At 41.3% G+C, this 23,153-nt stretch carries 26 protein-coding genes and 1 tRNA gene; 13 read left to right on the top strand and 14 right to left on the bottom strand.

Features of this window, described 5'->3' with window-relative positions:
* Position 1 precedes the first annotated feature (1 nt).
* A tRNA-Ser gene (locus PHI74_01300) sits at positions 2-88 on the top strand.
* A gap of 94 nt (positions 89-182) precedes the next feature.
* Here the strand turns inward: PHI74_01300 and dut are convergent.
* From dut to PHI74_01285, 3 genes are all read right to left on the bottom strand, one after another.
* The gene (gene dut, locus PHI74_01295; protein ID MDD5484654.1) at positions 183-635 is read right to left on the bottom strand and encodes a dUTP diphosphatase; all 453 of its coding nucleotides are present in this window, start codon (positions 633-635) and stop codon (positions 183-185) included.
* Between the two features lie 89 nt (positions 636-724).
* Positions 725-1,522 (bottom strand): hypothetical protein, encoded by a 798-nt coding sequence (locus PHI74_01290; GenBank protein ID MDD5484653.1) that lies wholly within the window; start codon positions 1,520-1,522, stop codon positions 725-727.
* Between the two features lie 37 nt (positions 1,523-1,559).
* Positions 1,560-1,682: a hypothetical protein gene (locus PHI74_01285; GenBank protein MDD5484652.1), complete on the bottom strand. Its 123-nt coding sequence runs from the start codon at positions 1,680-1,682 to the stop codon at positions 1,560-1,562.
* 270 nt (positions 1,683-1,952) lie between these two features.
* On the opposite strand from PHI74_01285, the gene PHI74_01280 reads away from it, so the two are divergent.
* From PHI74_01280 to PHI74_01270, 3 genes are all read left to right on the top strand, one after another.
* The gene (locus PHI74_01280) at positions 1,953-3,053 is read left to right on the top strand and encodes a uracil phosphoribosyltransferase (GenBank protein ID MDD5484651.1); all 1,101 of its coding nucleotides are present in this window, start codon (positions 1,953-1,955) and stop codon (positions 3,051-3,053) included.
* Positions 3,054-3,061: 8 nt separating this feature from the next.
* The gene (locus tag PHI74_01275; protein ID MDD5484650.1) at positions 3,062-3,784 is read left to right on the top strand and encodes a DUF6293 family protein; all 723 of its coding nucleotides are present in this window, start codon (positions 3,062-3,064) and stop codon (positions 3,782-3,784) included.
* Between the two features lie 123 nt (positions 3,785-3,907).
* Positions 3,908-5,011: a hypothetical protein gene (locus PHI74_01270; protein MDD5484649.1), complete on the top strand. Its 1,104-nt coding sequence runs from the start codon at positions 3,908-3,910 to the stop codon at positions 5,009-5,011.
* A gap of 373 nt (positions 5,012-5,384) precedes the next feature.
* On the opposite strand, the gene PHI74_01265 is transcribed toward PHI74_01270, so the two are convergent.
* From PHI74_01265 to PHI74_01245, 5 genes are all read right to left on the bottom strand, one after another.
* Positions 5,385-5,651 carry a zinc ribbon domain-containing protein gene (locus PHI74_01265; GenBank protein MDD5484648.1) on the bottom strand — a complete coding sequence of 89 codons (267 nt, stop codon included), beginning with the start codon at positions 5,649-5,651 and terminating at the stop codon, positions 5,385-5,387.
* 319 nt (positions 5,652-5,970) lie between these two features.
* The gene (locus PHI74_01260) at positions 5,971-6,531 is read right to left on the bottom strand and encodes a M48 family metallopeptidase (GenBank protein ID MDD5484647.1); all 561 of its coding nucleotides are present in this window, start codon (positions 6,529-6,531) and stop codon (positions 5,971-5,973) included.
* 187 nt (positions 6,532-6,718) lie between these two features.
* On the bottom strand, positions 6,719-7,201 hold the full coding sequence (locus PHI74_01255; protein ID MDD5484646.1) for a protease complex subunit PrcB family protein: 483 nt from the start codon (positions 7,199-7,201) through the stop codon (positions 6,719-6,721).
* An 8-nt stretch (positions 7,202-7,209) separates the two neighbouring features.
* Entirely contained in the window at positions 7,210-7,728 is a 519-nt protein-coding gene (locus PHI74_01250) for an N-acetyltransferase (GenBank protein ID MDD5484645.1), read from the bottom strand.
* Between the two features lie 21 nt (positions 7,729-7,749).
* The gene (locus PHI74_01245) at positions 7,750-7,926 is read right to left on the bottom strand and encodes a hypothetical protein (GenBank protein MDD5484644.1); all 177 of its coding nucleotides are present in this window, start codon (positions 7,924-7,926) and stop codon (positions 7,750-7,752) included.
* Positions 7,927-8,037: 111 nt separating this feature from the next.
* Between PHI74_01245 and PHI74_01240 the strand changes: the two genes are divergently transcribed.
* Positions 8,038-10,158, top strand: coding sequence for an ATP-dependent DNA helicase (locus PHI74_01240; protein ID MDD5484643.1), 2,121 nt, complete (start codon positions 8,038-8,040; stop codon positions 10,156-10,158).
* A gap of 34 nt (positions 10,159-10,192) precedes the next feature.
* A complete protein-coding gene (gene cgi121, locus PHI74_01235; GenBank protein ID MDD5484642.1) occupies positions 10,193-10,696 on the top strand; it encodes a KEOPS complex subunit Cgi121 in 504 nt (167 codons plus the stop codon).
* A 132-nt stretch (positions 10,697-10,828) separates the two neighbouring features.
* Here the strand turns inward: cgi121 and PHI74_01230 are convergent, their stop codons facing one another.
* From PHI74_01230 to ilvD, 3 genes are all read right to left on the bottom strand, one after another.
* Positions 10,829-12,655: a cation:proton antiporter gene (locus tag PHI74_01230; GenBank protein ID MDD5484641.1), complete on the bottom strand. Its 1,827-nt coding sequence runs from the start codon at positions 12,653-12,655 to the stop codon at positions 10,829-10,831.
* Positions 12,656-12,732: 77 nt separating this feature from the next.
* Complete coding sequence (locus tag PHI74_01225) at positions 12,733-13,320, bottom strand: hypothetical protein (protein MDD5484640.1); 588 nt, start codon at positions 13,318-13,320, stop codon at positions 12,733-12,735.
* A gap of 399 nt (positions 13,321-13,719) precedes the next feature.
* Positions 13,720-15,369 (bottom strand): dihydroxy-acid dehydratase, encoded by a 1,650-nt coding sequence (gene ilvD, locus PHI74_01220; protein MDD5484639.1) that lies wholly within the window; start codon positions 15,367-15,369, stop codon positions 13,720-13,722.
* 51 nt (positions 15,370-15,420) lie between these two features.
* Here ilvD and PHI74_01215 point away from each other — a divergent pair, with 51 nt between their 5' ends.
* The 4 genes from PHI74_01215 to PHI74_01200 all read left to right on the top strand — a co-directional run bounded on the left by PHI74_01215 (position 15,421) and on the right by PHI74_01200 (position 18,469).
* Complete coding sequence (locus tag PHI74_01215) at positions 15,421-15,615, top strand: hypothetical protein (protein MDD5484638.1); 195 nt, start codon at positions 15,421-15,423, stop codon at positions 15,613-15,615.
* Entirely contained in the window at positions 15,612-16,007 is a 396-nt protein-coding gene (locus tag PHI74_01210; protein MDD5484637.1) for a hypothetical protein, read from the top strand. The genes PHI74_01215 and PHI74_01210 overlap by 4 nt, the downstream gene beginning before the upstream one ends.
* A 133-nt stretch (positions 16,008-16,140) precedes the next feature.
* Positions 16,141-17,793, top strand: a complete 1,653-nt coding sequence (gene thsA, locus PHI74_01205) for a thermosome subunit alpha (protein MDD5484636.1) — start codon at positions 16,141-16,143, stop codon at positions 17,791-17,793.
* Between the two features lie 13 nt (positions 17,794-17,806).
* Entirely contained in the window at positions 17,807-18,469 is a 663-nt protein-coding gene (locus PHI74_01200; protein ID MDD5484635.1) for an endonuclease III, read from the top strand.
* A 164-nt stretch (positions 18,470-18,633) separates the two neighbouring features.
* Here PHI74_01200 and PHI74_01195 read toward each other — a convergent pair whose 3' ends face one another.
* On the bottom strand, positions 18,634-20,538 hold the full coding sequence (locus PHI74_01195) for a beta-CASP ribonuclease aCPSF1 (GenBank protein MDD5484634.1): 1,905 nt from the start codon (positions 20,536-20,538) through the stop codon (positions 18,634-18,636).
* Between the two features lie 24 nt (positions 20,539-20,562).
* Entirely contained in the window at positions 20,563-21,192 is a 630-nt protein-coding gene (psmB, locus tag PHI74_01190; GenBank protein ID MDD5484633.1) for an archaeal proteasome endopeptidase complex subunit beta, read from the bottom strand.
* A gap of 321 nt (positions 21,193-21,513) precedes the next feature.
* Here psmB and PHI74_01185 point away from each other — a divergent pair, with 321 nt between their 5' ends.
* The 3 genes from PHI74_01185 to PHI74_01175 all read left to right on the top strand — a co-directional run bounded on the left by PHI74_01185 (position 21,514) and on the right by PHI74_01175 (position 22,723).
* Positions 21,514-22,029: a Mut7-C RNAse domain-containing protein gene (locus tag PHI74_01185; protein ID MDD5484632.1), complete on the top strand. Its 516-nt coding sequence runs from the start codon at positions 21,514-21,516 to the stop codon at positions 22,027-22,029.
* Between the two features lie 142 nt (positions 22,030-22,171).
* A complete protein-coding gene (locus PHI74_01180) occupies positions 22,172-22,594 on the top strand; it encodes an archease (GenBank protein MDD5484631.1) in 423 nt (140 codons plus the stop codon).
* 6 nt (positions 22,595-22,600) lie between these two features.
* Positions 22,601-22,723 (top strand): hypothetical protein, encoded by a 123-nt coding sequence (locus tag PHI74_01175; GenBank protein ID MDD5484630.1) that lies wholly within the window; start codon positions 22,601-22,603, stop codon positions 22,721-22,723.
* 135 nt (positions 22,724-22,858) lie between these two features.
* On the opposite strand, the gene PHI74_01170 is transcribed toward PHI74_01175, so the two are convergent.
* Entirely contained in the window at positions 22,859-23,110 is a 252-nt protein-coding gene (locus PHI74_01170; protein MDD5484629.1) for a hypothetical protein, read from the bottom strand.
* Between the last annotated feature and the right edge of the window lie 43 nt (positions 23,111-23,153).

The raw sequence follows: 23,153 nt of genomic DNA, 5'->3' as shown, positions 1-23,153 counted from the left end.
AGTCGGGATAGCCAAGTCTGGTCTAAGGCGCTGGTTTGCTAAACCAGTGTCCCTTTGGGACACGAGGGTTCAAATCCCTCTCCCGGCGTATAACTAAAGGTTTAAGTGCCTCTAAATATATATTAATTAGATATTGTAAAAAAAACGATATTGACGTCCATAATTACGAAAAAAGCTTTGATCTAAACTACGTCGGTAGACCCGAACCCTCTAGTACCCCGCTCTGACTCAGACAATTCCTCTACTTCTTTGAAGTTGGCATGGATAACAGGAGCAACCACTAGCTGGGCGATTTTCTGACCCTTTTTGATTTGATATTTTTCTGAGCTTAGATTTATCAATATGACTTTGATCTCTCCTCTATAGCCAGAATCAATAGTTCCAGGAGTGTTCAGCACAGTTATCCCGCTCTCAAGAGATAGTCCGCTCCTTGGCCGAATTTGCAACTCGAAGCCAGAAAGCACTTCAGCACAGAGACCTGTAGGAATTGCCTTTCTTTCGAACGGTTGCAACGTACAATCAGCTACCGCGTAGATATCTGTTCCCGAGTCACTCAAATATTCGTATCGAGGGATCTGGGCGGCAGGGTCCAATCGTTTGATCTTGATTACAAAGCGAGCTTTTTCTTTTGACATATTAATATTCCTTTAGTTTTGATAGATAAAGTACTACAGCCATTACGGCGCAATAAGTAACGATCATCCGTGAATTAATAAGGTCTCTACTATCTCCTCCTAATGTTAACAATGAGAGAGACCAAGGAAACAATAGCTGTGATCTGAACAACGAAAACCCTCGAATCATAACTACTATTGTAAAATAATTCTTTGATCGTGTCCCAATATATCGGGAGGGCAACTAGGCCGGCTATAGCTATGTAAATCGTCCATACTACTATGCTGCTTATTACTTCTCTCCATCCTTTGCTCCTTGCTGACTCCAATACCTTTAAGATCATAGGCCTGTTTGCCTCTCTCACCTTACTCTCAAATTTAGCAAGTATCTTTTTGTCATCCAGCAGAGTACTTACCTTGCGGATATATGCTTCTGTTTGATTATTTAACTGAGAACAAAGTATGTCTCTTCGAAACTCCGGCTTCAAATGGGGAGTCTTTGTGGGAGTTGAAACCTTGAAAAAAACGAGGGTAACAAATGGGTCCATCGTTTTGATTGGAATTTCTTTGTCTAAATTGTTTCTCACTGTGATCAAAAGTGGCCCGTACCATCCGGGATCTAAAGTAGTGGAGATGTGAGATAGACCCTTTGAGACAAGGGAGACTTTGGAATGGAATGTGCCACCTATTCTATTTGAAACCCACAGAGATTCTTTGCTCATTATTTGAACGGTACTTTTAGGTGGTAATAAATAGACTCCTTCTTTTGGTTCTAACAAGCCATGCTCCAATGAAAATAAAAAGTCTCCAACTCTGAAGTCGTAGCCTACAGGAGTCAGAGATCTACCTGAAAATGGCTCTATGACAATATCTTTTCCTAAAGCCTTTTTTATGTCAACATCAGTCATGAGTACCATTGCTATTGGTGCCCCCTTATACAGCCTACTACTTCATGAAAGGCGGACGGCGGATAACTCCATCCGAACTCAAATTCGTATATACACCTATATTGACATTAGGTCGGACCTCAAGGTCGTATATCTCTTCTTGTGTCACATTTTTTATCATTTTTCTGCATCACCTCTCATTGACATTAAATCCAGTGGACATTTAATAGTGTTCAAATCTTTGTTGCTTACATAGGCATAGGTCTCAGTGATATTAGTATTTTTTGTATTACAATAATTATAGAATATTTCATAGTCTACTTGTCGCCTTTTTCATCATGCCTTCAGACCCTATTACTACCATAAAATAAAACTTTACCCTTTACTTATATTTTTTACCAATAGAAAGATTTATAGGTAAATAGATTAATAACCTTACATAGATTAAAAAATGTTTGCCCATAGAAAATTACTAAACCCAGTAGCTGATGAAGAATATACTAATATTCAAAAAACAATCAGCAAAGACGTAGCATACAAAGCAGCAGAAGTACTTGGAGAATATACTGCCACAGATATGCTTGATTTTGCCACTTTAAGTAAGCCCGATATTAGTAGAATTTATGTTAAATATCGTGATGGGTTACCCATGGCATCCGGTATGAAAAAAATGTTGCCGAATGCAGATGTGATTTATGTAACCTCTGAAAGGACAGGCAATAACAACAATAATGTCGAAATTTCGCTGTTAGATACAGAATCAATAGAAGGAACAAATTTTGATGAGAGCAGTATTATGTGGCTTGCAGATCCCATAAACGCTCGTGGAAATACTGCGATAAAAACAATGAGATACCTACGCAACTATTTTCCTTTTGATTTAGTATTATTCTCACATATTGTAGCCAACACCATAGGAGTGAAAACAGTTCAAACACAAGTAACAGATTTTAATATCGATGGTTACATGAATTATACATTTTTATCTAAGAAAATAAATCAAGCTACTGGATTTCTAAAGGATGCTTTAGAGGTAATCCCTGATTTTGGAGATAAGGTTTTTGGAACAGTTGGCGCTGACTATCCTGTTTATCAGATGCAGAAAGATATACGGCGTTTATTAAAGACAAAAGCAGGAGATATTGAAGTTTTAAAAGGCGTCATAATATACTTGCTTCAAAGACGCGAAAATGAGGATTATAAAGTTGATAGACGAGTTGTGTGGGCTACTAGATTATGGATAAAAGAAGCAATTATTTGGTACAAAAAATTACGAGACTTGCAGATTAATATAGATATTGAACAACATTTTGATTTTATTATAGACGATTTAGTAAATAGAGGTTTTTTAGGCTATAAAAAATATCCATACAAAGATACCTATGCTTACCACTATTATGTGACAGAAGAAGGAGTAAACATATCTTCAGCATCCTATCTTCCAATTTTAGATGAACTAAAGATACTAAGAATCATAAACAAAGATTTTGATTATTTAGTCCACATCCCTGCGAATGAGATTCGTAAACAAGTCCATAAATATGGTTCATAGGTGTGAAAATGTTACAAAGAATTACACATGTCGTACCTATCGGTTTTGAAGAAGATAGGGCAGTTTATGGCTTTATAAATTTGAGTGCAAATAGAATCTATTTATTGATAGATGAGAAAGAAGGGGCATGGGGAATAGAAGCACGAAAGCATGCCGATGCAGTAAAAGAAAGATTGAATAAAATGGCATTTGATAAAAATAACATAATTAGTGTATTTTTTGATCCAACGGAATTTGAATCGTCTAAGAATGCCGTACTTGATATTTTAGAAAAGGAAAAGGATGCATCGAAAGTTTATTTAAATATATCGACTTCTACTAAGTTATGCGCTGTAGCCTTTACGTTAGCTGCAATTGATTATGATAATGCGTTGTTATATTATGTTGTACCAGAAAAATATAATCTCCCTTCTGGAGGTTCTCCATTCTCTTCTGGTGCAACTAGAGTTGAGGTTTTCTCACCGAAAGTGGACATAAAGTTTAGTGAATGGGAGAAAGAAATTTTAAACGCTCTTGCAGTGAATAAGGTGTCTAGTTTGGGTGAATTGAATAAAATACTTGTGCCAGATGATATGAGCAAAGCTGTGTGTGCCAAGCTTAGCTATTATGTGAGAAAGCTTCAAGAAAAAAGATATGTTGATTTTAAAAAGGGTAAGTCAATTATATTAACTGAACGTGGAAGGGGTTTGGTAAAACCGATTAAAGATGATGCGGAGGTTATATCGGGTTAATTTATTAGAGAAATATCATGACTAAGAACAAAAATAACACCAATTTGGAGAAATATGAGAATAGAGTTCCGATATAAGTAGTTAGCCGAAATTCATTATTAAAATTAAAAATATATAGGTAAAATGAATCCATCAGAGTTTTATACAAAACTATATTCCAAAATCAGTGAACTAGGTATTTCATCTCCAGTTGACATGGATTTTGAAAGTCGCATGAAATATCTAAAGTGGTTGAATAGACATTTGGATAAAGAAAGCAGAGGGGAATGTGAACGTATCATCTTTCAACATTATATGGATAACTGGCATCGTTTAAGAGACTTTTATAAAGATGCCAAAGGTTTTCGTTGTCATTACGATATTTTTGAGATGGGTTTTCAGAAAGAACGGATTGATTTAGATGCAATTAATATTTTTGCAAAGAAGGCTGCCTCCTATTCTTCAGTAATTCTTCTATCTTCGAATCGCTTCACTTTTAATTTGGATAATGAAAAGGCTATTTTGGGTGGTCCCATTTGGGAGATCTTGTTTTGTCTTTCACCACTACTACTAAGCAATAGTGCGTTATACTTGCCCTCAACAATTCGAACTGCGACGTATAATTCATCTTTCACACGAGAAACTGGTTTGCCAGATACTCCCTACCAAGAATATGTAATCCCCAAGCTTGGGGAATCATACTTAGGGGATGTCTATGTAAAATATAACTCACACAGCTCAAGCAAATTATGGAAACATCTTCTCTCAGATAAAAGAGTTGGTTGGCAATATGGAATACCTACTCTATTTGTTCCGACACTTCACGGGCTAACTTTAGATGATGTTGTCAAAATTAGAGAAAATGAAAAGGAATCTTTTGGGAGATATCAACTAGCAATAACCCAATTTGTAAGAAAGTTAACTGGCCATAAGGATGATTTGTCTCTTTCAGAAGTTGTCGAAGAAGTAAGTAACGAATCTGTACGTCTTTATGCACAACTCAAAGATATTAAAAAAGAGTTGAAATTTAAAGGATTATCAATAACACTAGGTGGAGTTGTATGCTTTCTTATGATTGCTTATCCCGAACCAATCACGAAAATGGTCGCATCAATAGTAGGGGCTAAATCAGTTCTTGATGGAATTTCCTTTATTACTGAGTATTCTGCATCAAAGAATATGCTCGAAGATTATGCATTCGCAATGAAGCTTGCATGTAGAAGTAAGGATTTTGAGAATATTAGATAGTTTATGCATTTCTACATATTTTGTCTGGCATGCCGCACATATAAATAATCAAGTATCAAGATAAGGGCTTATATTTATATAATAAAAAAAGATTTAGATTTGGTGATGGTGTGGATGAGTACAAGTCTCGTGCGATTCCAATCACATAAGGGTGTTCTTTAATTGGGAACTGTGGTAAGAAAAATCTCACCTAAAATCGCATATAGTTTAATTAAACTATAAATGTCCTGATGATGCGATATAGTAATATCGCATTCACCTATTAATAAGCAAATTCAAAAATTGCATACATGAATAAGTCGAGTAACTCAAGGCCATAAAATACTCAGCACTTTAACCTGTCAGCTATAGAACTCTCCCGGCGTACAATTGATTATTTTTTCCATCTTTTAAGTTTTGGAATGATGTCATTTGCCATTTCCTTTGCCTGCTCTTCTGGCATCCCCATCTTTTTAGCAATCTCTATGTTCTTTTCAATTTTCTGCTTCATTGTAATGCCTTCATCGGTATACTTTCCTTTTTTGTAACAGAATCGGCAATATTCCTTGTTTTTACTGCCGTCTGAATTTGTTCCGAAGTCTTCTTCATTTGTCATCGGCATCCCGCAACTCTGGCAAATTAAATCTTTTGAATTTTTCATTTTTAAACTGCCCTCTTTTTCGTTTCTTTAAGTTTGATTTAATGGATTTTGGGGGTGAGTTTTGTAATATTATTATGTCAAATCTCTTGGCTTATTTCCCCGCTTCCTTTTATACTTAGTTCCGTCCATTTTTAATTATTGTAATCAACTATCTATAGTGTTTTGGTGGCGTCTAAAACCTATTTTGATCCCATGATTTTAACGAGAATGACAAGCAGGGGGTTGTATTTGACGTGATAGCTGAGGGAACTTATTAGTCTCTCAACGTTCCCATATCCCACTTAGGGCAAGCGGCGGAATACTCCAATAAGTAAATTTTTCAATCCTGAGAAGCACCTTCTTTCACCAGCAGCCAGTACACAAATAGATTCATTTCCATCTCCTCATAAGCAGGGTACTTGTCGGATACAATTCTCCAGAAATGTTTACCATGATTCATTTCTTTGCGGTGTGTAATTTCGTGGAAGACCACATATTCTATTAAATTTTCAGGTAACCGCTTCATTAGGGTGTTGAACGTGAGATTTCCATCTGTGCCACAACTAGCCCACTTCCCATCCATCTTCTTAAAATATATTTTATAGAAATGGACACCGAGGTCCACGGAATATTTCTCTGCGAGTTGCCAAACAAGCTGTCTAAATTGTGGCTGGGCCCTATTTTCTAAATTCATCTTTTTGGCCATTTCTAAAGCGCATTGGATGTTTGAATGGACTCGTTCTATCCAGGAGTTATATTTCTGTATGACCTCGTCTGGCTTGCCTCCCTTTGGCAAAACGATTGTCATTTGACCCGAATTGAATTCGAGAGAGGGATTCTTAATCCTGCGAAACTCTACTCTATAATCACAGTCTGGATTGATGTGGATATATTGAGACATATGATCGCAACATCAGCATGTAAATATATAGGGGTTATAAGTCTTATTATTGGAGTATTTTTCAGATAATCAATTTTCGAAACTATCTTCTCAGAAGAAGTCTTTTAAATATGCATATCAACTTTTTCTATCGATGCATAAATAAGCCAGTGAATCAATTCGGAGAAGTCAGCCTATAAAAATAATTCTATCTTATGAATATAACGTCTTTATCAACTCTTTTGGTTTTGACAATATGGTAAGGTTGCGTGAATGCCTGGGTTACCACGGAATCTGGTGAAGGTGATGTCTCTTTAACAAATACCTCTATAGAACTCTCTTTTTCAACGATTTGTGTGATTTCGATGGCATATCCCCCGGTAGGGTGACTACCTTGAAAGACGGCAATGACCATTTCATCCTCGAAGTTGACGTTAGGAAGGGGTGGTGTAAGCGAAACTCTGGAGTGCACTTTGCCCCATAAAGTTCCCCATTCGGATAGGTCTCTTATCACATAGTCCTTTCTTTCATCATGGTCACTGGAACTCCCTTTTGAGATGGTTTCAAAAGTCAATTCTTGACCTGAAAGTTGCGTAACACAACCACTTACCAGTAACATTGAGATTAATACTAATGGTATGATGACTCTTTTCATATTCCGCTCTCTTTCAAACTTTATTCCAGACTTCATCTGCGTTTTTATTCAGCTTCCATAAATTCATCTGGATATTTAACTGTTCCTGCCTTGCCTTCAAATGCTCTTTCAGTTAATTCAATTGCCATAAACGCTTCGTCAGGAGCCTCAAAAGGACATTTTATGTTCCACTTTGAAGCCCTTTGAAATCCAAATTTTGGATAATACTCTTTATGCCCCAGAACAATTATAGAGTCAAATCCCAGTTCTTTCGCTTTTTCTATGCCTTTTTTAATCAGGTTACTTCCGATTCCTTTTTTCTGAAACTCAGGGCTAACCGCCATGGGAGCTAGGGCAAGAGAGTCAAAGACAGAATCGCCAAAGATATTTATTCTTGAAAATAGGATATGTCCCATAATTTCATCCTCAATCTCAGCCACAAGTGAGAGTTCAGGGATAAAGTTTTTACCTTTTCTTATTTTCTCGATCAGTTTACTTTCATTTTCTTGTTGAAAAGCCAAACAGTTTACTTCGTAGACCTTTTTATAATCCTTTTCCTCCCCTTTTCTTATTGTTAGATTCATATTCTGTTCATCACATTTCTTTTACAAATGTTTAATGATCGATAATATGAACCATATGACAATCGCTACAATCAAGACGATCGCTAAAAATCTGATGAGGATGAATAGGACTATTCCGATGAATTTTACAATAACAAATAGGATTAATAAGGCTAGTATTAGGGTTGCTACTTTTGCTATGGGTTTTTCGAAATCCATTAATATACCTTGCCATACTTGGTTTTATTATATTTATTTATAAACATTACGATATATAACTCTCTTTCAGAGAGAAATACTTTTCTCGGATTCGATCCTTAATTTATTTCAATGAAAATTAGCGAGCTGTATGATCAGTTACCCCAGAGCTTAATCCGATTTTACGTAGATGCGGGATTCGATGAGCTGTATCCTCCCCAAGCGGATGCCATTCTACACGGCATACTGGATGGGAAGAACATGGTTGCAGCCATTCCTACCGCATCAGGCAAGACGCTCTTGGCAGAATTTGCCATGCTGAAATCAGTGCTGAGTGGGGGCAAGGCACTCTACATCGTACCGCTTAGGGCACTTGCCTCAGAAAAATTCGACAGGTTCTCTGAATTCAAAAAGCTGGGAATCAAGGTGGGCATATCAACAGGTGATTTCGATCAAAAAGATGAGTGGCTTGGCACATATGACATCATCGTAGCCACGTCTGAGAAGGCGGACTCGCTGCTCAGGAATGAGGTAGGTTGGATGCCCCATCTCACGGTCATCGTTGCCGACGAGATCCATCTCATCAACTCCGCTGATAGGGGGCCCACGCTGGAAATCACGTTGACGAAACTGATGAAGTTGAATCCAGGATCACAAATCCTCGCTCTGAGTGCCACCATAGGGAATGCAGACGAGTTGGCAGGATGGCTAAACGCAGAGCTTGTCCAAAGCGACTGGCGTCCTGTAGAATTAAGAGAAGGCGTCCTTTTTGGGCGAGCCATCAAATTTGTAAATGCAAAAAAAGAGATCACTTCGAAGAACAAAGATGAGGCCATTGCACTTTCGATGGATACCATAAGTGAGGGTGGACAATGCCTCATCTTCACCAACACACGCCGAAACTCTGAGAGCATGGCCAAAAGTGTGGGCAGAGCCATTAAAGATATGATCGATTCTGATGATCTGAATGAGCTGATGAATTTAGCAGGAGAGATTCGGGAGGTCGGTGAGACCGACCTAGGCGAAAAACTCGCTTCCTGTGTCGAAAAAGGAGCGGCCTTTCATCATGCCGGATTGCATAGCGAGCATCGACGCATTATAGAGAGTGGGTTTCGATCCAACTTGGTAAAGGCAATAGCTTGCACCCCTACGCTGGCTTCAGGCCTCAACTTACCGGCCAGACGGGTGATAATCAGGAATTACAAACGGTATGATCTCAACTTTGGATCGACGCCAATACCCGTCCTGGAGATAAAGCAAATGTGTGGCAGAGCAGGCCGTCCGGGCTTAGATCCCTATGGCGAATCGGTCCTCATCGCAAGAAATCTTGATGAGTTGAACGAGCTGATGGAAAATTATGTGCTTGCCTATCCAGAGAGAATTTGGTCAAAGCTCGGCACCGAGAATGCCCTTCGCACACACATATTGTCGACCATTGCAACTGGATTTGCCCTATCGCGAAGTGAACTATTCGATTTTATAGAAGCAACGTTCTATGGCTCACAACAGGAAAGATGGAGCATAGAGCATGTGATCGATGCTGTGCTGAAATTTTTGGAAAGTGAGGGCATGTCTACAGAATCCGACGGGGAACTGCATGCCACTCCACTGGGAAAACTGGTCTCGAAACTGTACATAGACCCTTTGTCCGCTTCGATCATTATCAATGCACTGAGGTCGATACAAGACCCGACTTTGCTTACACTGCTCCATCTGGTTTGCAGAACGCCAGATATGAGAAAACTCTACCTGCGAAGTAAGGACTACATAGGGGTACAGAATTTTGCAGAAGAGCACAATGGCGAGTTCTGTTATGTAAATGGTGACGAGTGGTTTCTTGCCGAGGTTAAAACCGCAATGATGTTCTTGGATTGGATCGACGAGGTAGAGGAAAATGACATTGCCACAAGATTCGGCATAGGTCCCGGAGACATTCGTACGTTAACGGAGACGGCGGAATGGCTCGTGCATAGCACAGCAGAGCTGTCTGCTTTTCTAAAGCTTCCTTTTACAAAAGATGCGAGGAACTTGGTGATGCGGATCAAATATGGCATCAATCAGGATCTTCTTAAACTGGTCACTCTAAGGGGTGTGGGTCGGGTCAGAGCCCGCAGATTGTACGATGCAGGCTTCACTGACCTAGATAAACTCAAAAATGCCGATCCCAAGAAGATTGGTGAGCTGGTCGGAAATAAAATCGCAATAAACATTCTGGAGCAACTGGGTGTCAGCGCGGATGAAAAGCTAGAATAGGGCAGAATAAACAAAACAAAAGAAAAGGTAAAGCATGAATACCGAAATCATCGGCGGCATTGTCGATATTGACGATGTTGAAGCTTTCATCAAAATGTTAAATGAAGTGGCAAAAAAGCATCGTGTAATCGTCCAAGCGATTGATGCAAACCAGATTGCCAGTAGGGATCATATTCTCTTCGCGGTCGAGAAGGCAAGTAGGGCCATGCGCGAGGGAAGAAATATCGCAAAGGATTTAGGTCTTGAGATTTTGTTGTATGCTTCCGGAAAGCGCCAGATTGAACAGGCGATGTCAATGGGCGTTCACTCAGGTAAAAACTACGTTGCTATCGTTATAATAGGCGATGATACGACAGGTGCAAGCTCTGAGCTGAAAACAGTCCTCCATGAGGCACCGGTGCTTGACTACACAGAATGCAAGAAGAGAAAGCTTGTCAAGACATTCGATATCACCGAAGCCGAGATTAATGCCGTGGGCGATGATAAAATCCCAGAGCTTGTTTTAGAGAGGGTGGCATTGTTGGATATCATGAAATAGGATAAAGGACTAAACTAAAGAATCATTCGATGTTGCTCTCTCACCCAACCCAAATGAAATATATCTACGCGCTCTACACCTGCATTTTCCCATACTATAGATATGTAAATCCTTTTTAAATTAAATGCAAGCTCAATCGAAAAGCTTTACAGCCTCTCTCACAGCTTTTTCCCCTCCGAGTATTGTGACTGAATCTCCCATTTGAACTATCGCATCTCCATGGGGCACAAAATAACCTTCCTTCCCTTTGATCAATACTATCAAGGACTCCTTTGGCAGCTTTAGTTCAGAAATCTTCTTTCCAGCCATCTTTGGATTTGACACGACGACTTCTATAATATCCCCGCCTCGGCCTATTTCCATTAAAGAGAATAGTTCGGGGCGTTTAATCATATCCTCAAGGGTCACAGCTGTTGAGAGAATCGGGCTCATAGCGTTAATGCCTAAATCCTCAAAAGCTTGGAGGTTTTCTGGGTTGTTTACCCGTGCAACCAGATTTTCAAGTCCGAATCTGCTTTTTGAAACTTGGCATACGAGCAGATTGGTGTCATCTTTGTCAGTAGCAGCAACTAGGAACTTCGCTCGCTCTATTCCAGCCTTTTTTAGGATGTCGGCATCACCCCCATCACCGACGATGGCCTTGATTCCGAGTTGCATTGCCCTTTTGCAGTTCGACTCCCTGGTATCGATTAAGGTAACGTCCTCTCCTCTTTTTTCAAGGCGCTCGGCCAGTAATCGTCCCACTCCGCCTGCGCCAACAATTAATATTCCCATGGGTATCACCTCCAATTTTTTAGCCAAATATCTAGCATATGTGCCCTGTATAAGAATTGTTAGAACGATGGTGATAAAAACCAATCCCATGAGTGCTTCACTACCGCTTACCCCTAATTTTCCAAGCTTTATGGCAAAGTACATCGCCATGGAAGCCGGAACAACGCCCCTAGGGCCGATGCCAGATACAAAGATTTTTTCATTTCGAGTTAAAGTAGAGCCTTGTGTAGAGACGAAAACTACAGCAGGCCTGATTATAAGCATCAAAGAGAGAGCGGTTAGCACTCCCCCCAAACCAATGCTAACTATGCTCTTAAAACTCAGCATTGCAGCAAGTAGTATGAATATGACCGATAACACGATGAGGGCCAGATCCCCTTTGAACTCCTTGATCGATTCTTTGTGCGGTATCTCTGAGTTTCCAATGGTGATCGCAGCTACTGCTACCGCCAGGATTCCACACTCAGATATCGTTAGCTCTGCTACCGCAAATGTCACGAGAGCCATGGTAATCGTGAAAATGTGGGCATATCTCTTAGTAACAAGCCTTTTAAGGGTAAACGCTGTGATTGCACCGCATATCATCCCAGTTAATATTCCAACTCCAGCTCTCGAGCCGAACCAGAAAAGAACCTGCTCAAGTGGTGCATTTGGGGATATGATGACCATGAACACTACAGCAGCAAGTATAACACTTATCGGATCGTTTAAAACCCCTTCTGCCTCTAAAAGTGTGCTAACTCGTCTCCGTACTTTAACTTGTTTCATCAGGGGAGATATGACTGTCGGTCCAGTTGCCGCTATGATCGCCCCAAACAGTAGTGCCATTTGCCATGAGATTGCAACGAGGGAATAGGCAGCAATCGCGCTGAATATGAAGGTGATGAACACTCCCAGAGTAATTAATCTCATGATGCTCTTGGAAACAACCTTTAGATAGTGCAAATCAAGGTTGATGCCACCCTCAAACACCACTATTATGACAGAAAGGGTGACTATCACTTCCAGCCCAACTCCAAACTGGTTAGGATACAGGATGCCAGCAATTTCAGGCCCCAGTATTATACCGGCAGTTAGGAGAAACACGATACTCGGGACTCTCGATTTTTCTGAAAAGACTTGAGCCACAACTCCTGCTGCTAAAACAAGAATTAAAGTCAGAAGAAGTTGTGTTGCCTGCTCCAAATCAATTCTCCCCTTTTCCTGATATCCTTTAGTTTAGGCATCAGGCATCATAAAGATGCACTAAATGCGTAAATTAATCACGAAAGAAAAGAATGAATGATTTCGTAGATGGGTTTCTGCACTATTTTCGTTTTTAATACCGTTCTTTCCTTGATCACATCATGATATTTAGTTACCATTCTTTCTTTAGGTACATCACGATATTCAATCACCTCTTTTGTTGCTCGATGCACTACATAAGTAGAAGAGTTGTAATCGCCCTGAAATGTGCAAAGGAATTCGTGCCTATCCCCGCCTTTTAAAAATACTGCATCAGTTGTGCACTCGTATGACCCTGTTGATGTTGCCGCATATAATGTTACCCAAAAATCCCCTCCTACATTGTCCGTATTTTTAACTATCACTGAAACATCGCATCCAGAGAGCCAATTACGGGAAATAACATCATCACGAGTGTAAAAGGCACGATGAATAAGGTCAAAGTGTATATGATCTACTATGGTATAATTTAACGGTACGTATGCTGTATAGGGCTCTTTTACGTAATATGTCTCGATAGCATCATAGGGCTCTTTTTCGGTGTACTTTTCAGTAGCCCCATAGTTTTCTTGAACGTTTACTGGCAGCATAAGGGCTATTCCGATTATCAGAAGTGCTACTGCCATACAGCCCACTTTCCGTTTCGTATTATTCGCCTCTTTCTGTTTTTCAGATAATTTTGGTGTTTTTACTATATAGCCTTGCTTTGATAAGACCTCTTTTACATTTATGATTCCTTTTTTTATCCATCTTTCTTATGACGAGTTTTTGAGATTAACTTCTCTCACCAAAACAAAACGAAGGAGCTAGAGGGTTGTTTCACTTGGTTTAGACTCTAATTGCTGGACCCAAATACTTAAAAACTTTTTCGACACACTTTTTTCAATTTCCTGCAGTTTTCTGGGATGCATAAAGAAAAGACATATGCTAAAGGAGTACTTAAAGACAAATACTGAATAACAAATTGAGTATTTTTTGATCGATAAAATTCTGCCGAGGGCTGTTATCTGACCATAAATTGAGTATTATCTTAAAATCCCACCTTCATCCGCAGATGAAACATGCTTTACATATCTGGCAAGATAGCCACTCAGTTTTTGTTTTGGCTGAGACCACTTTTTTCTACGCTGCTCTAACTCACCCTCACTAAGCTCAGCTTCAATCAGTCTAGCAGGGAGGTTTATTGAGATGATATCCTCGTTTTTAATAAAGGCTATAGGCCCACCTTCAAATGCCTCTGGGGACATATGGCCAATGCAAGGTCCACGCGTACCTCCGGAGAATCTTCCATCTGTTATCAGTGCAACGGAATCTGATAAGCCCATGCCTGCTATGGCTGATGTGGGCACCAGCATCTCTGGCATTCCAGGTCCTCCTTTTGGCCCTTCGTATCTAATAACTACGATATCTCCTTTTTTTATGCATCCATTGAGAATTGCGGCAACCGCATCCTCCTCCTTATCAAAAACACGAGCAGGTCCCCTATGAACTAACATGTTTTCGTTAACAGCCGTACGTTTGACAATGGCCCCCTTGGGTGCGATATTTCCCTTGAGGATTACCATTCCACCTTCTGAATGAACATGTCTGTTAAGCGGTCTGATGACCTCGTTATTGGCAACATTAACGTTCTTCAGATTCTCGCCCACCGTTTTATCCGATACTGTCAGCGCTTTTCTGAATAATTTCCCTTCTAGCCGCTTCATGACTGCAGGGATGCCACCGGCTTTATCAAGGTCCTCCATGGTAAACGGTCCACCCGGCCTCATATTGCATAAATGGGGGGTGACTTTGCTCAGTTCATCGAAGATATCCAGCCCGAGATCAATGCCTGCTTCATGTGCGATTGCAGGTAAATGAAGTGCGGTATTGGTAGACCCCCCAAGAGCCAAATCCACCATGATTGCATTGTGAAAAGCATCTTCTGTCATGATGTCAAGGGGCTGGATGCCTCTTTCGATCAGTTGCATCACTTGTTTCCCGGTCTCAAAAGCCAAGTCCATTTTTTTATCATCAACTGCGTGCGCTGTTGCACAGCCGGGAAGCGACATGCCCAACGCTTCTGTCACGCAAGCCATGGTGTTGGCGGTGAACATGCCAGCACAGCTACCTGCACCAGGACATGCAACCTTCTCAAGCGATCCCAGTTCCTCTGGCGTCATCATGCCTGCTGCGGCCTTGCTGACTGCCTCAAAAACCGTTATAACATCTGCATTCTCTCCCTGAAATTTGCCTGGTTTCATCGGACCCCCTGTAAGGACGATCGACGGAATGTTCACTCTTGCTGCTGCCATCAGGTGGCCCGGTACGATTTTATCACAGCTCGGAATTAGAACCATGCCATCTAACGCATGTGCTTGCACCCATAGCTCTATGGAATCTGCGATTATCTCTCGGCTGGGGAGCGAATAATGCATGCCATCATGGCCCATGGCCAATCCATCGCAGATTGCTATCGTATCCATCTCAAACGGCACCCCTCCTTTACTGCATATGCCTTTTTTTACCTCTTCAGCCAGCCTACGAAGATGGATATGGCCGGGAACAATTTCGTTATAACTGTTTATGACCGCAACAAAGGGCTTTTCAAAATCCTCGCTTGTCAAGCCACAAGCATGAAGCAGGGCCCGGTGTGGAGCCCTCTCAAGACCTTTTTTGATGGAATCGCTCCTCAAATTAAATTCCCCCACCTAATAGAAGGCTAGGCTTTGAAAAAGGTTTCTATCGTGGGAGTAAGTGAAGATGAAACGATTGGGATATTCCTTGAAGAACGGTTTGTGAATTACAATTTCATAAGACCGCATCAAGCCCTAAATGATGAAACATCAGCAGAAACTTGTGGAATTGAGATCGAGGGGAAAAACAAATGGATAACATTAATACAGAATGCATCAAAGAGAAATAATGTGGATATCTCATGATTAGTTTTGAGGTTATCGCACTTGTTATATATGTAGTCGGATTCATTCCCCTATACATAGACCTGATTCTCAGAAGAAGGGAGAGTCGCATCAGCTTTGTTCTTCAAAGATTGAAGGAACCCATAAAGAAACCCGTTGAAAGTAATTGGGGTATAAGAATTTTACATCCAAATAAACATATAGAAAGATGCATGGTATTTTATGATGATGACCCACTTCCTTGGTGGGATAAGGAAGAGTGCTATTACGAGAGGATGATTGTTCCAAACGGTGCAGGGATCGTTCGCATACCGAGAGATATTGAAAAAGAAAATGTGGAGATACGAATCAAAGATGGTAAGCAGAACTTGAAAAAGAGGAAGTTCAAAGAAATTCCTATTGTTCATAGGTAATAGAATCTATGACCCGACGGTTAGCAGGGAGAGCGATGACCCGAAGACTTACCAGAACCCCTAACTGTAAATTTTATATAGAACTACTAACAATCAATTCGGTGTTATAAATCAAAATAAAGAGGTATTATAAATGGCAGGACAACTGGGTGGAACGCCCATAATGGTATTAGCAGATTCATCCGAAGTAACGAAAGGAAGAGAAGCGCAGAACAGGAACATCACTGCTGCTAAAGCGATTGCTTCCATGATCCGCACGACCCTTGGTCCCAGGGGAATGGACAAGATGCTCGTGTTTCCGAATGATGACGCCCTGATCACCAATGATGGTGCAGCGGTCTTGAGAAGGATAGAGCTTCAGCATCCTGCTGCGAAGATTATCGTAGAGGTGGCTAAGACCCAAGATAATGAAGTCGGGGATGGTACCACCGCCGCTGTAGTTATCGCAGGAGAATTGTTGAAGCAGGCTGAAGAGCTGATAGAACTGGAGGTGCATCCGACGATCATAACATCTGGTTACCAACTGGCTTCAGAAAAGGCAAAAGAAATCTTGGGCTCTATTGCGACAACTTTGGCTCCCGAGGACGAGAGTACTCTTAAAAAGATAGCGATAACCGCGATGAACGGAAAGGATGCAGTAAGGGATAGCTTAGCTGAGCTGGCAGTGAAGGCTGTATTATTGGTTGCTCAAAAAGTTGAGGGCAAATATGTTGTGAGTGCGAAGGATATCTCTATCGAGAAGAGAACGGGGAGCCATACCGCCAATTCAGAGCTGATAAAGGGAATTATAATTGAGAAAGGAAGAATGCACTCAAATATGCCAAAGAAGGTGGAAAATGCAAAGATTGCCCTGATCAACGCTTCACTTGAGGTAAAGCCCACTAAGGCCGATGTTGGGATATCAATAAAATCGCCGGATCAACTCCACGGTTTTCTTGCAGGAGAAGAAAAACTGCTGAAAGGTATGGCTGATAAGATCGCCAACAGTGGAGCAAACGTGTTATTCTGTCAAAAGGGCATCGATGAAATAGTGCAACATTATTTATCCAAGGCTGGAATAATGGCGGTCAAACGAGTCAGGAAGACCTATCTGCAAAAATTGGCAAGGGCAACCGGTGCTAAAATAGTTAACAAAGTCCATGACATTACGGCGAGCGATCTGGGCAAAGCAGGATTAGTCGAGGAGAGGGATGATTTCCCTGGTCAGAAGATGATTTTTGTAAAAGAGTGTGAGAATCCAAAAGCGGTATCCTTGTTACTAAGGGGTGGAACCCAGCAAGTTGTTGATGAACTTGAGAGGACTTTGCAAGATGCACTAAGGGTTGTAAGGGTAGCAATAGAAGAGGGAAAGATTATCTCTGGTGGAGGATCTTCAGAAGTAGAATTGGCACTTAGGCTAAGAGAATACAGTGCATCCTTAAGTGGAAAAGAACAGCTGGCTGTTGCCAAGTTTGCAAATGCCTTGGAATCCATTCCAAGAACGCTCGCAGAGAATGCCGGGCTGGATCCGATAGACATGCTCGTTGCGCTGCGAGCTCAGCATGAGAAGGGCAAAAAGACTGCAGGGCTGGACGTTTATAAGGGAAAAGTCATCGACATGATGGAAGCGGGTGTGGTCGAACCCCTGAGGGTAAGAACCCAAGCCATTTCCTCTGCAACGGAGGCAGCGGTCATGATTCTAAGGATAGATGATGTGATCGCAGCTGACAGGATGGATCTGGAGACCCCTCTAGGGGCAGAGGGGGCACAAGGGATGCCACCTGGTGGAGTGCCACCAATGATGTGATCACTTACGCTACATGACCAAAGCGGAAAAAGTTGTAGACCGGCTGATCGAGATCTACGGACAACTTACCTGGAAGGAGGATAATGCTTTTCACGTTTTGGTCAGGACGATTCTATCACAGAACACAAATGATCGCAATATGAAAATTGCCTCAAGGAATCTCTTCTCAAGATTTAAGACTCCAGAGGAGATTTCTAAAGCTGACGCAGGCAAACTTGCAGCTTTATTAAGACCGGGTGGTTTGCATAATATCAAGGCTAAACGAATCATAGACATATCAAAGTTGATCGCCGAAAAATATGGTGACCTAAATAAGGTAGTGCAAAAAAATGTCGATGTCGCTCGTGCGGACCTGTTGAGCATCAAGGGCATAGGTCCAAAGACCGCTGATTGCGTGCTTCTCTTCTCAGGTGCACATAATGTCCTGCCAGTGGACACTCATGTGTTTCGAGTAGCCCATAGGCTTGGTCTAGTTCCAAAAAATGCAGATCATGAAGCGGTTAAGGCCGCCTTAGAAAGCCAGATTTCCCCAAGGAAATTGGGCTCAGCGCACAGTGCGCTAATAGCATTTGGCAGGGAATATTGTAGATCGAGACATCCTATATGTGGCGAATGTCCGTTGGTCGACTTGTGTGAGTTCAAGAATTTGCCATCAAAACAATCTAATGAAAAATAATGTAATGAGTAGGGGCCCCCACTTAAACTCCATTTTCTCTTTAGATGGTTTCTGCGTGATACCACTCAATGCCAATAAGCAATGAATGTTTACAAAAAATATTTTAGATGCCGCAAGCGCTTGAAAAGAGTTCTAGAATATTGTGATCTGTTACTATTTATTGCTTAGACGAACCGCATCGTTTCCAAGTTCATTGGTGCCCTTGTCTCTATTCCATATCTTTTATGTATGGCGCTTGCTAGCTCTATGCAATTGTTCGCATCGCCATGATTAGTCAATATTCTTTCCGGACGTGGAACCATTCTTCTGATATATTCCATTAGCTGTCTTCTATCCGAATGGCCGGAAAATCCGTCCACGGTCGCCACTTCCAACTTGATCTGAATGGTTTCAGTCTTTCCTTCTATCGAAAATGGGACTTCATCCCACCCCTTCTGGACTCTTCTTCCTAACGTACCCTCTGCCTGATAGCCCACAAATACGAGCGTGTTTAGCTCATCAGGGCCTAATGCCTTAAGGTATTCCATGACAGGTCCTCCATTTAGCATGCCTGATGTAGCAAGTATTACTGAGGGTCCACCCTCAATGATCTCTTGGCGCTTTGCAGGCTCCACTTGGATAAAGCAATCCGATAAGAATGGGTTCAATCCCCTATGAAATATTAATTCCTGTAGGTCATTATTTAGATACTCTGGATAGGTCGTGTGAATAGCCGTGGCCTCCCAGATCATGCCATCTAAGTAAACCGGAACTTCATCGATGAGGCCGGTTCGGATGGCTTCCTCCAGCACTATCATGACTTCCTGGCTTCTGCCCACAGCGAAGGCTGGTATTATCACTTTGCCTTTCCTGGCAATGGTTCTTTTTATTATGGAGTGTAACTCCCGTTCTGCATCTCTACGAGAGGGTTGATTATCCTGAGACCCCCCATAAGTAGCCTCCATTATCAACGTTTCCAATCTCGGGAAGTCGTTCACAGCGGGATCGAATAGCCTGGTTGGCTCGTACTTGAAGTCGCCCGTAAAAGCAATATTGTATAGGCCTTCACCGATGTGGAAGTGTACTATCGATGACCCAAGTATATGACCAGCGTTGTGAAGTGTCAACCTTACATCAGGTGCTATGTCAGTGACATCCCCATAGTTCAGCGCTATGGTATGTTTCAATCCTTCCCTGATCATCGATGACTCGTAAGGCGTTTTCTTTCCTTCCCTAGAAGAAACTTCGATATAATCCAAGTGTAGCAATGACATTAGGTCTCTAGTAGGGGCTGTCAGATAGACGGGGCCTTCATAGCCATATTTAAAAAGCAGTGGAACCAAGCCAGCATGATCCAGATGGGCATGCGTTATCACAACGGCATCTATCTGATCGATTGGGCACGCCTCTGGCACGTATAGATAAGGGGTTCCATCATTCTCAGACCCAACATTGATGCCACAATCTATCAACACCCTTGTCTCTGGTGTGGATAATATGAACGAACTTCTGCCGACCTCCCTACATCCACCTAAGGTGGTAACACGTATCCACGAATCTTTAGACGATAGGTCTCGATGGATTTTCTTACCAATTTGCCTTAGAAAGACCTTTCTAGCATCCCTTTCAGAACGTAGATACTGGCGAATGTTTTTGATGATGGAAGACTCAATTGGCGGTGCCCTTACTACCTTAGGAGTCCAACCAATGTGTTTGGTGATTTCCCGAAGCATAGATCCATGTCTACCGATCACCAAGCCTAGTTTTTCTGCCTCGATGATCACCTCACCTACACTTGCATCAAAATATTGATTGATAATTCCAGCTTCCAAGGGAATGATCTCTCGAATCTTTTTAATGGCATCTTCTTCTGAGGCTAAAACGCTGGGATCCGGTCTTACGACAACTCGCTTACGCAGGTCTTTTGCGAGCACCCGAAGGATGTCGCCACTATCTGCAATTTTTCGGGGCTCTTTTGTATATAAGACAAGTTCAGGTCCCTCGAATTCCATGTTAGATATGGTTATATTCTCAGGAAGCGTCTCTTGGACTCTTACTTTAAGTTCATTGAGAACTTCTTCTACTGACATTTAATTTTCCTTCAAAAGAACAGGCTATTTTAGTTCTTTTATTATGTTAGAGATATCTGCCTCATCCACGGTTTCATACCCCTTTGATGTGATCTTCACCACATCTATACCGTCACCAGAAGCTGAGTCTCGCTTCATAGACGTATGTAAGGCACGTATTGCAAGGGTAACACCCTCATCTATTGGCATATTATCCATATATCTGTCCTCTAAGACACCGTATGCAATCGGTGAGCCGGATCCTGTTGCAACAGCCTTTTTTTCTGTGAGCTGACCGCCAAACGCATCTAATGAATATAGATTGGGGCCTTTTTTATCCACGCCACCTATGATTAGTTGTACGTAGTATGGAAAATACCTATTACCACTTAGTATATTGGATAGCAGCGTTACTATAGCACCTATGGTCATCGGCTCCTGTCTCCGTATTTTATAGAGCTTGGACTCCACCGCAATAGTTCTTGCTAGGGTTTGTGCATCTCCAACCATGCCTGCGGTGGTCATGCCCACTCGATCGTCGATCTGATATATTTTTTTGGCATCCTTGCTTGCGATGAAATTACCCATAGTTGCCCGTCTTTCAGTAGCTAAAACAACGCCATCATCACAAACTAGTCCAACCGTTGTAGTACCTTTGTATTGTTCAACGCTCATATCTATTCACCTGACTAAAATTAACAAAATCAGTTTTCTGAAATCACATTTATTTACCTTCGTATTTAACACTATCGCCTCACTCATCTCTTACAATCGTCAGTTTGGTCTCGTACATATAACATCCTTTTTCACTTTTAAGAAATTTTTTCTACTTGATAGTATTTTTGAGACTCTGATGATACTTTTACTAGAGGAACCGTTGGCATTAAGATGACGACAATTTTATGTGCCTTTAATGAAACCATGTTATGAGCTAGTGGCTCTGGAAATCAGAAGGGAAAGTCAAAAAGATGGGATGAAACAACCCAAGAACGAAAGATGAAATTCATAGTAGATCAAATGTTGGGTAGATTAACTACATGGCTCCGCCTACTGGGATATGATACCGTCAGCGCGAGCGATTTTGCCTTAGAGAGCAAAGAGGATGAGTTTTTAATTCAGTTTGCAGGGCATAAAAGGATATTGGTCACAAGAGACAAAACACTGGGATCGATGGCAGAAAGGGCTGGTGTCCAAGTTTGTTTGATCAGCTCCGATTCAATCATGGAACAATTGGAAGAGATGTCATCTAACTATGATATCGACCTGGAACCAAAGATGACCAGATGCACGATATGCAATGCACTTACCAGAAAAATTCGGTCCAACGAATTAGGCATGCTGAAGAAGGAGGATTACATTCCAGAGGATTTGGTTGAAGATGGAATTGATTTTTGGATCTGCGACAGCTGTGGAAAAGTTTATTGGGAAGGTAGTCACTGGAACGACATTCATAAAAGACTTGAGAAGTTACGAGAAAGGGCAGCTTCAAAGGTATCCCTCACAAAAAATTAAGGAGATGCACTTATCTCTAGATTATCTAAATCTCACTCTCTTTAGGAGATTTGATCTTAAACAATTTCTGAAAATAGTTCATATCCAAAGATTTTTAGGATAGGGCACGGCCATTAATAAACATAAATGGTGAGATATCAGCATGAAAAAATTTGAGTTTCTGGGATTTGCTACAGCAGACATATGTTTCAAAGCCTATGGAAGAACTTTAGAGGAGGTTTTTGCCAATGCTGCCCTGGCGATGTTTGAAGTCATAATCGATACTGAGAACGTCAAGTCAATAGTGGTGAAAGAGATAAAGGTTCAGGGCGAGGATTTAAAATCATTGATGTTCGAGTGGCTTAACGAATTGCTATTCTACGTCGATGCTGAGGGTCTCGCTTTCTCCAGATTTGACGTTCGGATAGATGAAAATCAGATGAGGCTTAGCGCAAAAGTTTCAGGTGAGCCCATCGATCCGGCTAAGCATATAACGAAGACAGATGTAAAGGCTTGCACGTATCACAGCATGGAAATCAAGCAGATCGATGGGATGTGGATCGCTCAAGTACTCCTTGATATATGAGAGCTTATGAAGAAAGAATGCCCAAATTGCGGTGCTGACCTGGAATTCATCCTCGACGAGTTTGTTTGCCCTGAGTGCGAGTATCATGAGTTAAGGTCAAAGAAAGAGGTTAAAGGCTCTTTTAGGTGAGGATTTCTGGTTTATGAGGTTAGATATGGTATAAACTAATCTGTTCCTATAGTAATGTAACATATAACGAGATACTGAATCCTATAAAAAGAGCCGTCTTGATGTTGGTGATTTACAACTTTTAATCGATGTGATTTAATTTGTATAACCATACTTTCTCAAAATTTCTGGCTCAGTTACTTTTTCAGTGTATCCACAGTATGCAGCATCAGGACACACCCACCACAGTACACCGTTTTTGTCTTGAAGGACCATGTAGTTGTTCTTACATTTTGGACAGAGTTTAGTTTCTGTAAATTCTTTAGTTGTAGTTTTTGATGTCGGCGTTGGCTCTGCTGCAGGTCTTGGTGTAGGTGTTGTGGCTGGTGTAGTCTCTGGAGAAGACATACATCCAGAAATCCCCATAGTTGCTACTGCACCGGCAATAGCA

This window comes from Methanocellales archaeon, assembly GCA_028715985.1.
Lineage (GTDB): Archaea > Halobacteriota > UBA148 > UBA148 > UBA148 > UBA148.
This window is presented reverse-complemented; position numbering and strand designations above follow the sequence as displayed.

Bases quoted from the DNA above. Each gene is read 5' to 3' on its own strand.
- PHI74_01280 (MDD5484651.1), top strand. From the start codon at position 1,953: ATGTTTGCCCATAGAAAATTACTAAACCCAGTAGCTGATGAAGAATAT.
- thsA (MDD5484636.1), top strand. From the start codon at position 16,141: ATGGCAGGACAACTGGGTGGAACGCCCATAATGGTATTAGCAGATTCA.
- PHI74_01185 (MDD5484632.1), top strand. From the start codon at position 21,514: ATGAAATTCATAGTAGATCAAATGTTGGGTAGATTAACTACATGGCTC.
- PHI74_01275 (MDD5484650.1), top strand. From the start codon at position 3,062: ATGTTACAAAGAATTACACATGTCGTACCTATCGGTTTTGAAGAAGAT.
- dut (MDD5484654.1), bottom strand. From the start codon at position 635: ATGTCAAAAGAAAAAGCTCGCTTTGTAATCAAGATCAAACGATTGGAC.
- PHI74_01200 (MDD5484635.1), top strand. From the start codon at position 17,807: ATGACCAAAGCGGAAAAAGTTGTAGACCGGCTGATCGAGATCTACGGA.
- PHI74_01245 (MDD5484644.1), bottom strand. From the start codon at position 7,926: ATGGATTTCGAAAAACCCATAGCAAAAGTAGCAACCCTAATACTAGCC.
- PHI74_01195 (MDD5484634.1), bottom strand. From the start codon at position 20,538: ATGTCAGTAGAAGAAGTTCTCAATGAACTTAAAGTAAGAGTCCAAGAG.
- PHI74_01255 (MDD5484646.1), bottom strand. From the start codon at position 7,201: ATGAAGTCTGGAATAAAGTTTGAAAGAGAGCGGAATATGAAAAGAGTC.
- PHI74_01250 (MDD5484645.1), bottom strand. From the start codon at position 7,728: ATGAATCTAACAATAAGAAAAGGGGAGGAAAAGGATTATAAAAAGGTC.
- PHI74_01175 (MDD5484630.1), top strand. From the start codon at position 22,601: ATGAAGAAAGAATGCCCAAATTGCGGTGCTGACCTGGAATTCATCCTC.
- PHI74_01240 (MDD5484643.1), top strand. From the start codon at position 8,038: ATGAAAATTAGCGAGCTGTATGATCAGTTACCCCAGAGCTTAATCCGA.
- PHI74_01170 (MDD5484629.1), bottom strand. From the start codon at position 23,110: ATGTCTTCTCCAGAGACTACACCAGCCACAACACCTACACCAAGACCT.
- PHI74_01285 (MDD5484652.1), bottom strand. From the start codon at position 1,682: ATGATAAAAAATGTGACACAAGAAGAGATATACGACCTTGAGGTCCGA.
- PHI74_01265 (MDD5484648.1), bottom strand. From the start codon at position 5,651: ATGAAAAATTCAAAAGATTTAATTTGCCAGAGTTGCGGGATGCCGATG.
- PHI74_01290 (MDD5484653.1), bottom strand. From the start codon at position 1,522: ATGACTGATGTTGACATAAAAAAGGCTTTAGGAAAAGATATTGTCATA.
- PHI74_01210 (MDD5484637.1), top strand. From the start codon at position 15,612: ATGATTAGTTTTGAGGTTATCGCACTTGTTATATATGTAGTCGGATTC.
- PHI74_01180 (MDD5484631.1), top strand. From the start codon at position 22,172: ATGAAAAAATTTGAGTTTCTGGGATTTGCTACAGCAGACATATGTTTC.
- psmB (MDD5484633.1), bottom strand. From the start codon at position 21,192: ATGAGCGTTGAACAATACAAAGGTACTACAACGGTTGGACTAGTTTGT.
- PHI74_01270 (MDD5484649.1), top strand. From the start codon at position 3,908: ATGAATCCATCAGAGTTTTATACAAAACTATATTCCAAAATCAGTGAA.
- PHI74_01225 (MDD5484640.1), bottom strand. From the start codon at position 13,320: ATGGCAGTAGCACTTCTGATAATCGGAATAGCCCTTATGCTGCCAGTA.
- PHI74_01260 (MDD5484647.1), bottom strand. From the start codon at position 6,531: ATGTCTCAATATATCCACATCAATCCAGACTGTGATTATAGAGTAGAG.
- cgi121 (MDD5484642.1), top strand. From the start codon at position 10,193: ATGAATACCGAAATCATCGGCGGCATTGTCGATATTGACGATGTTGAA.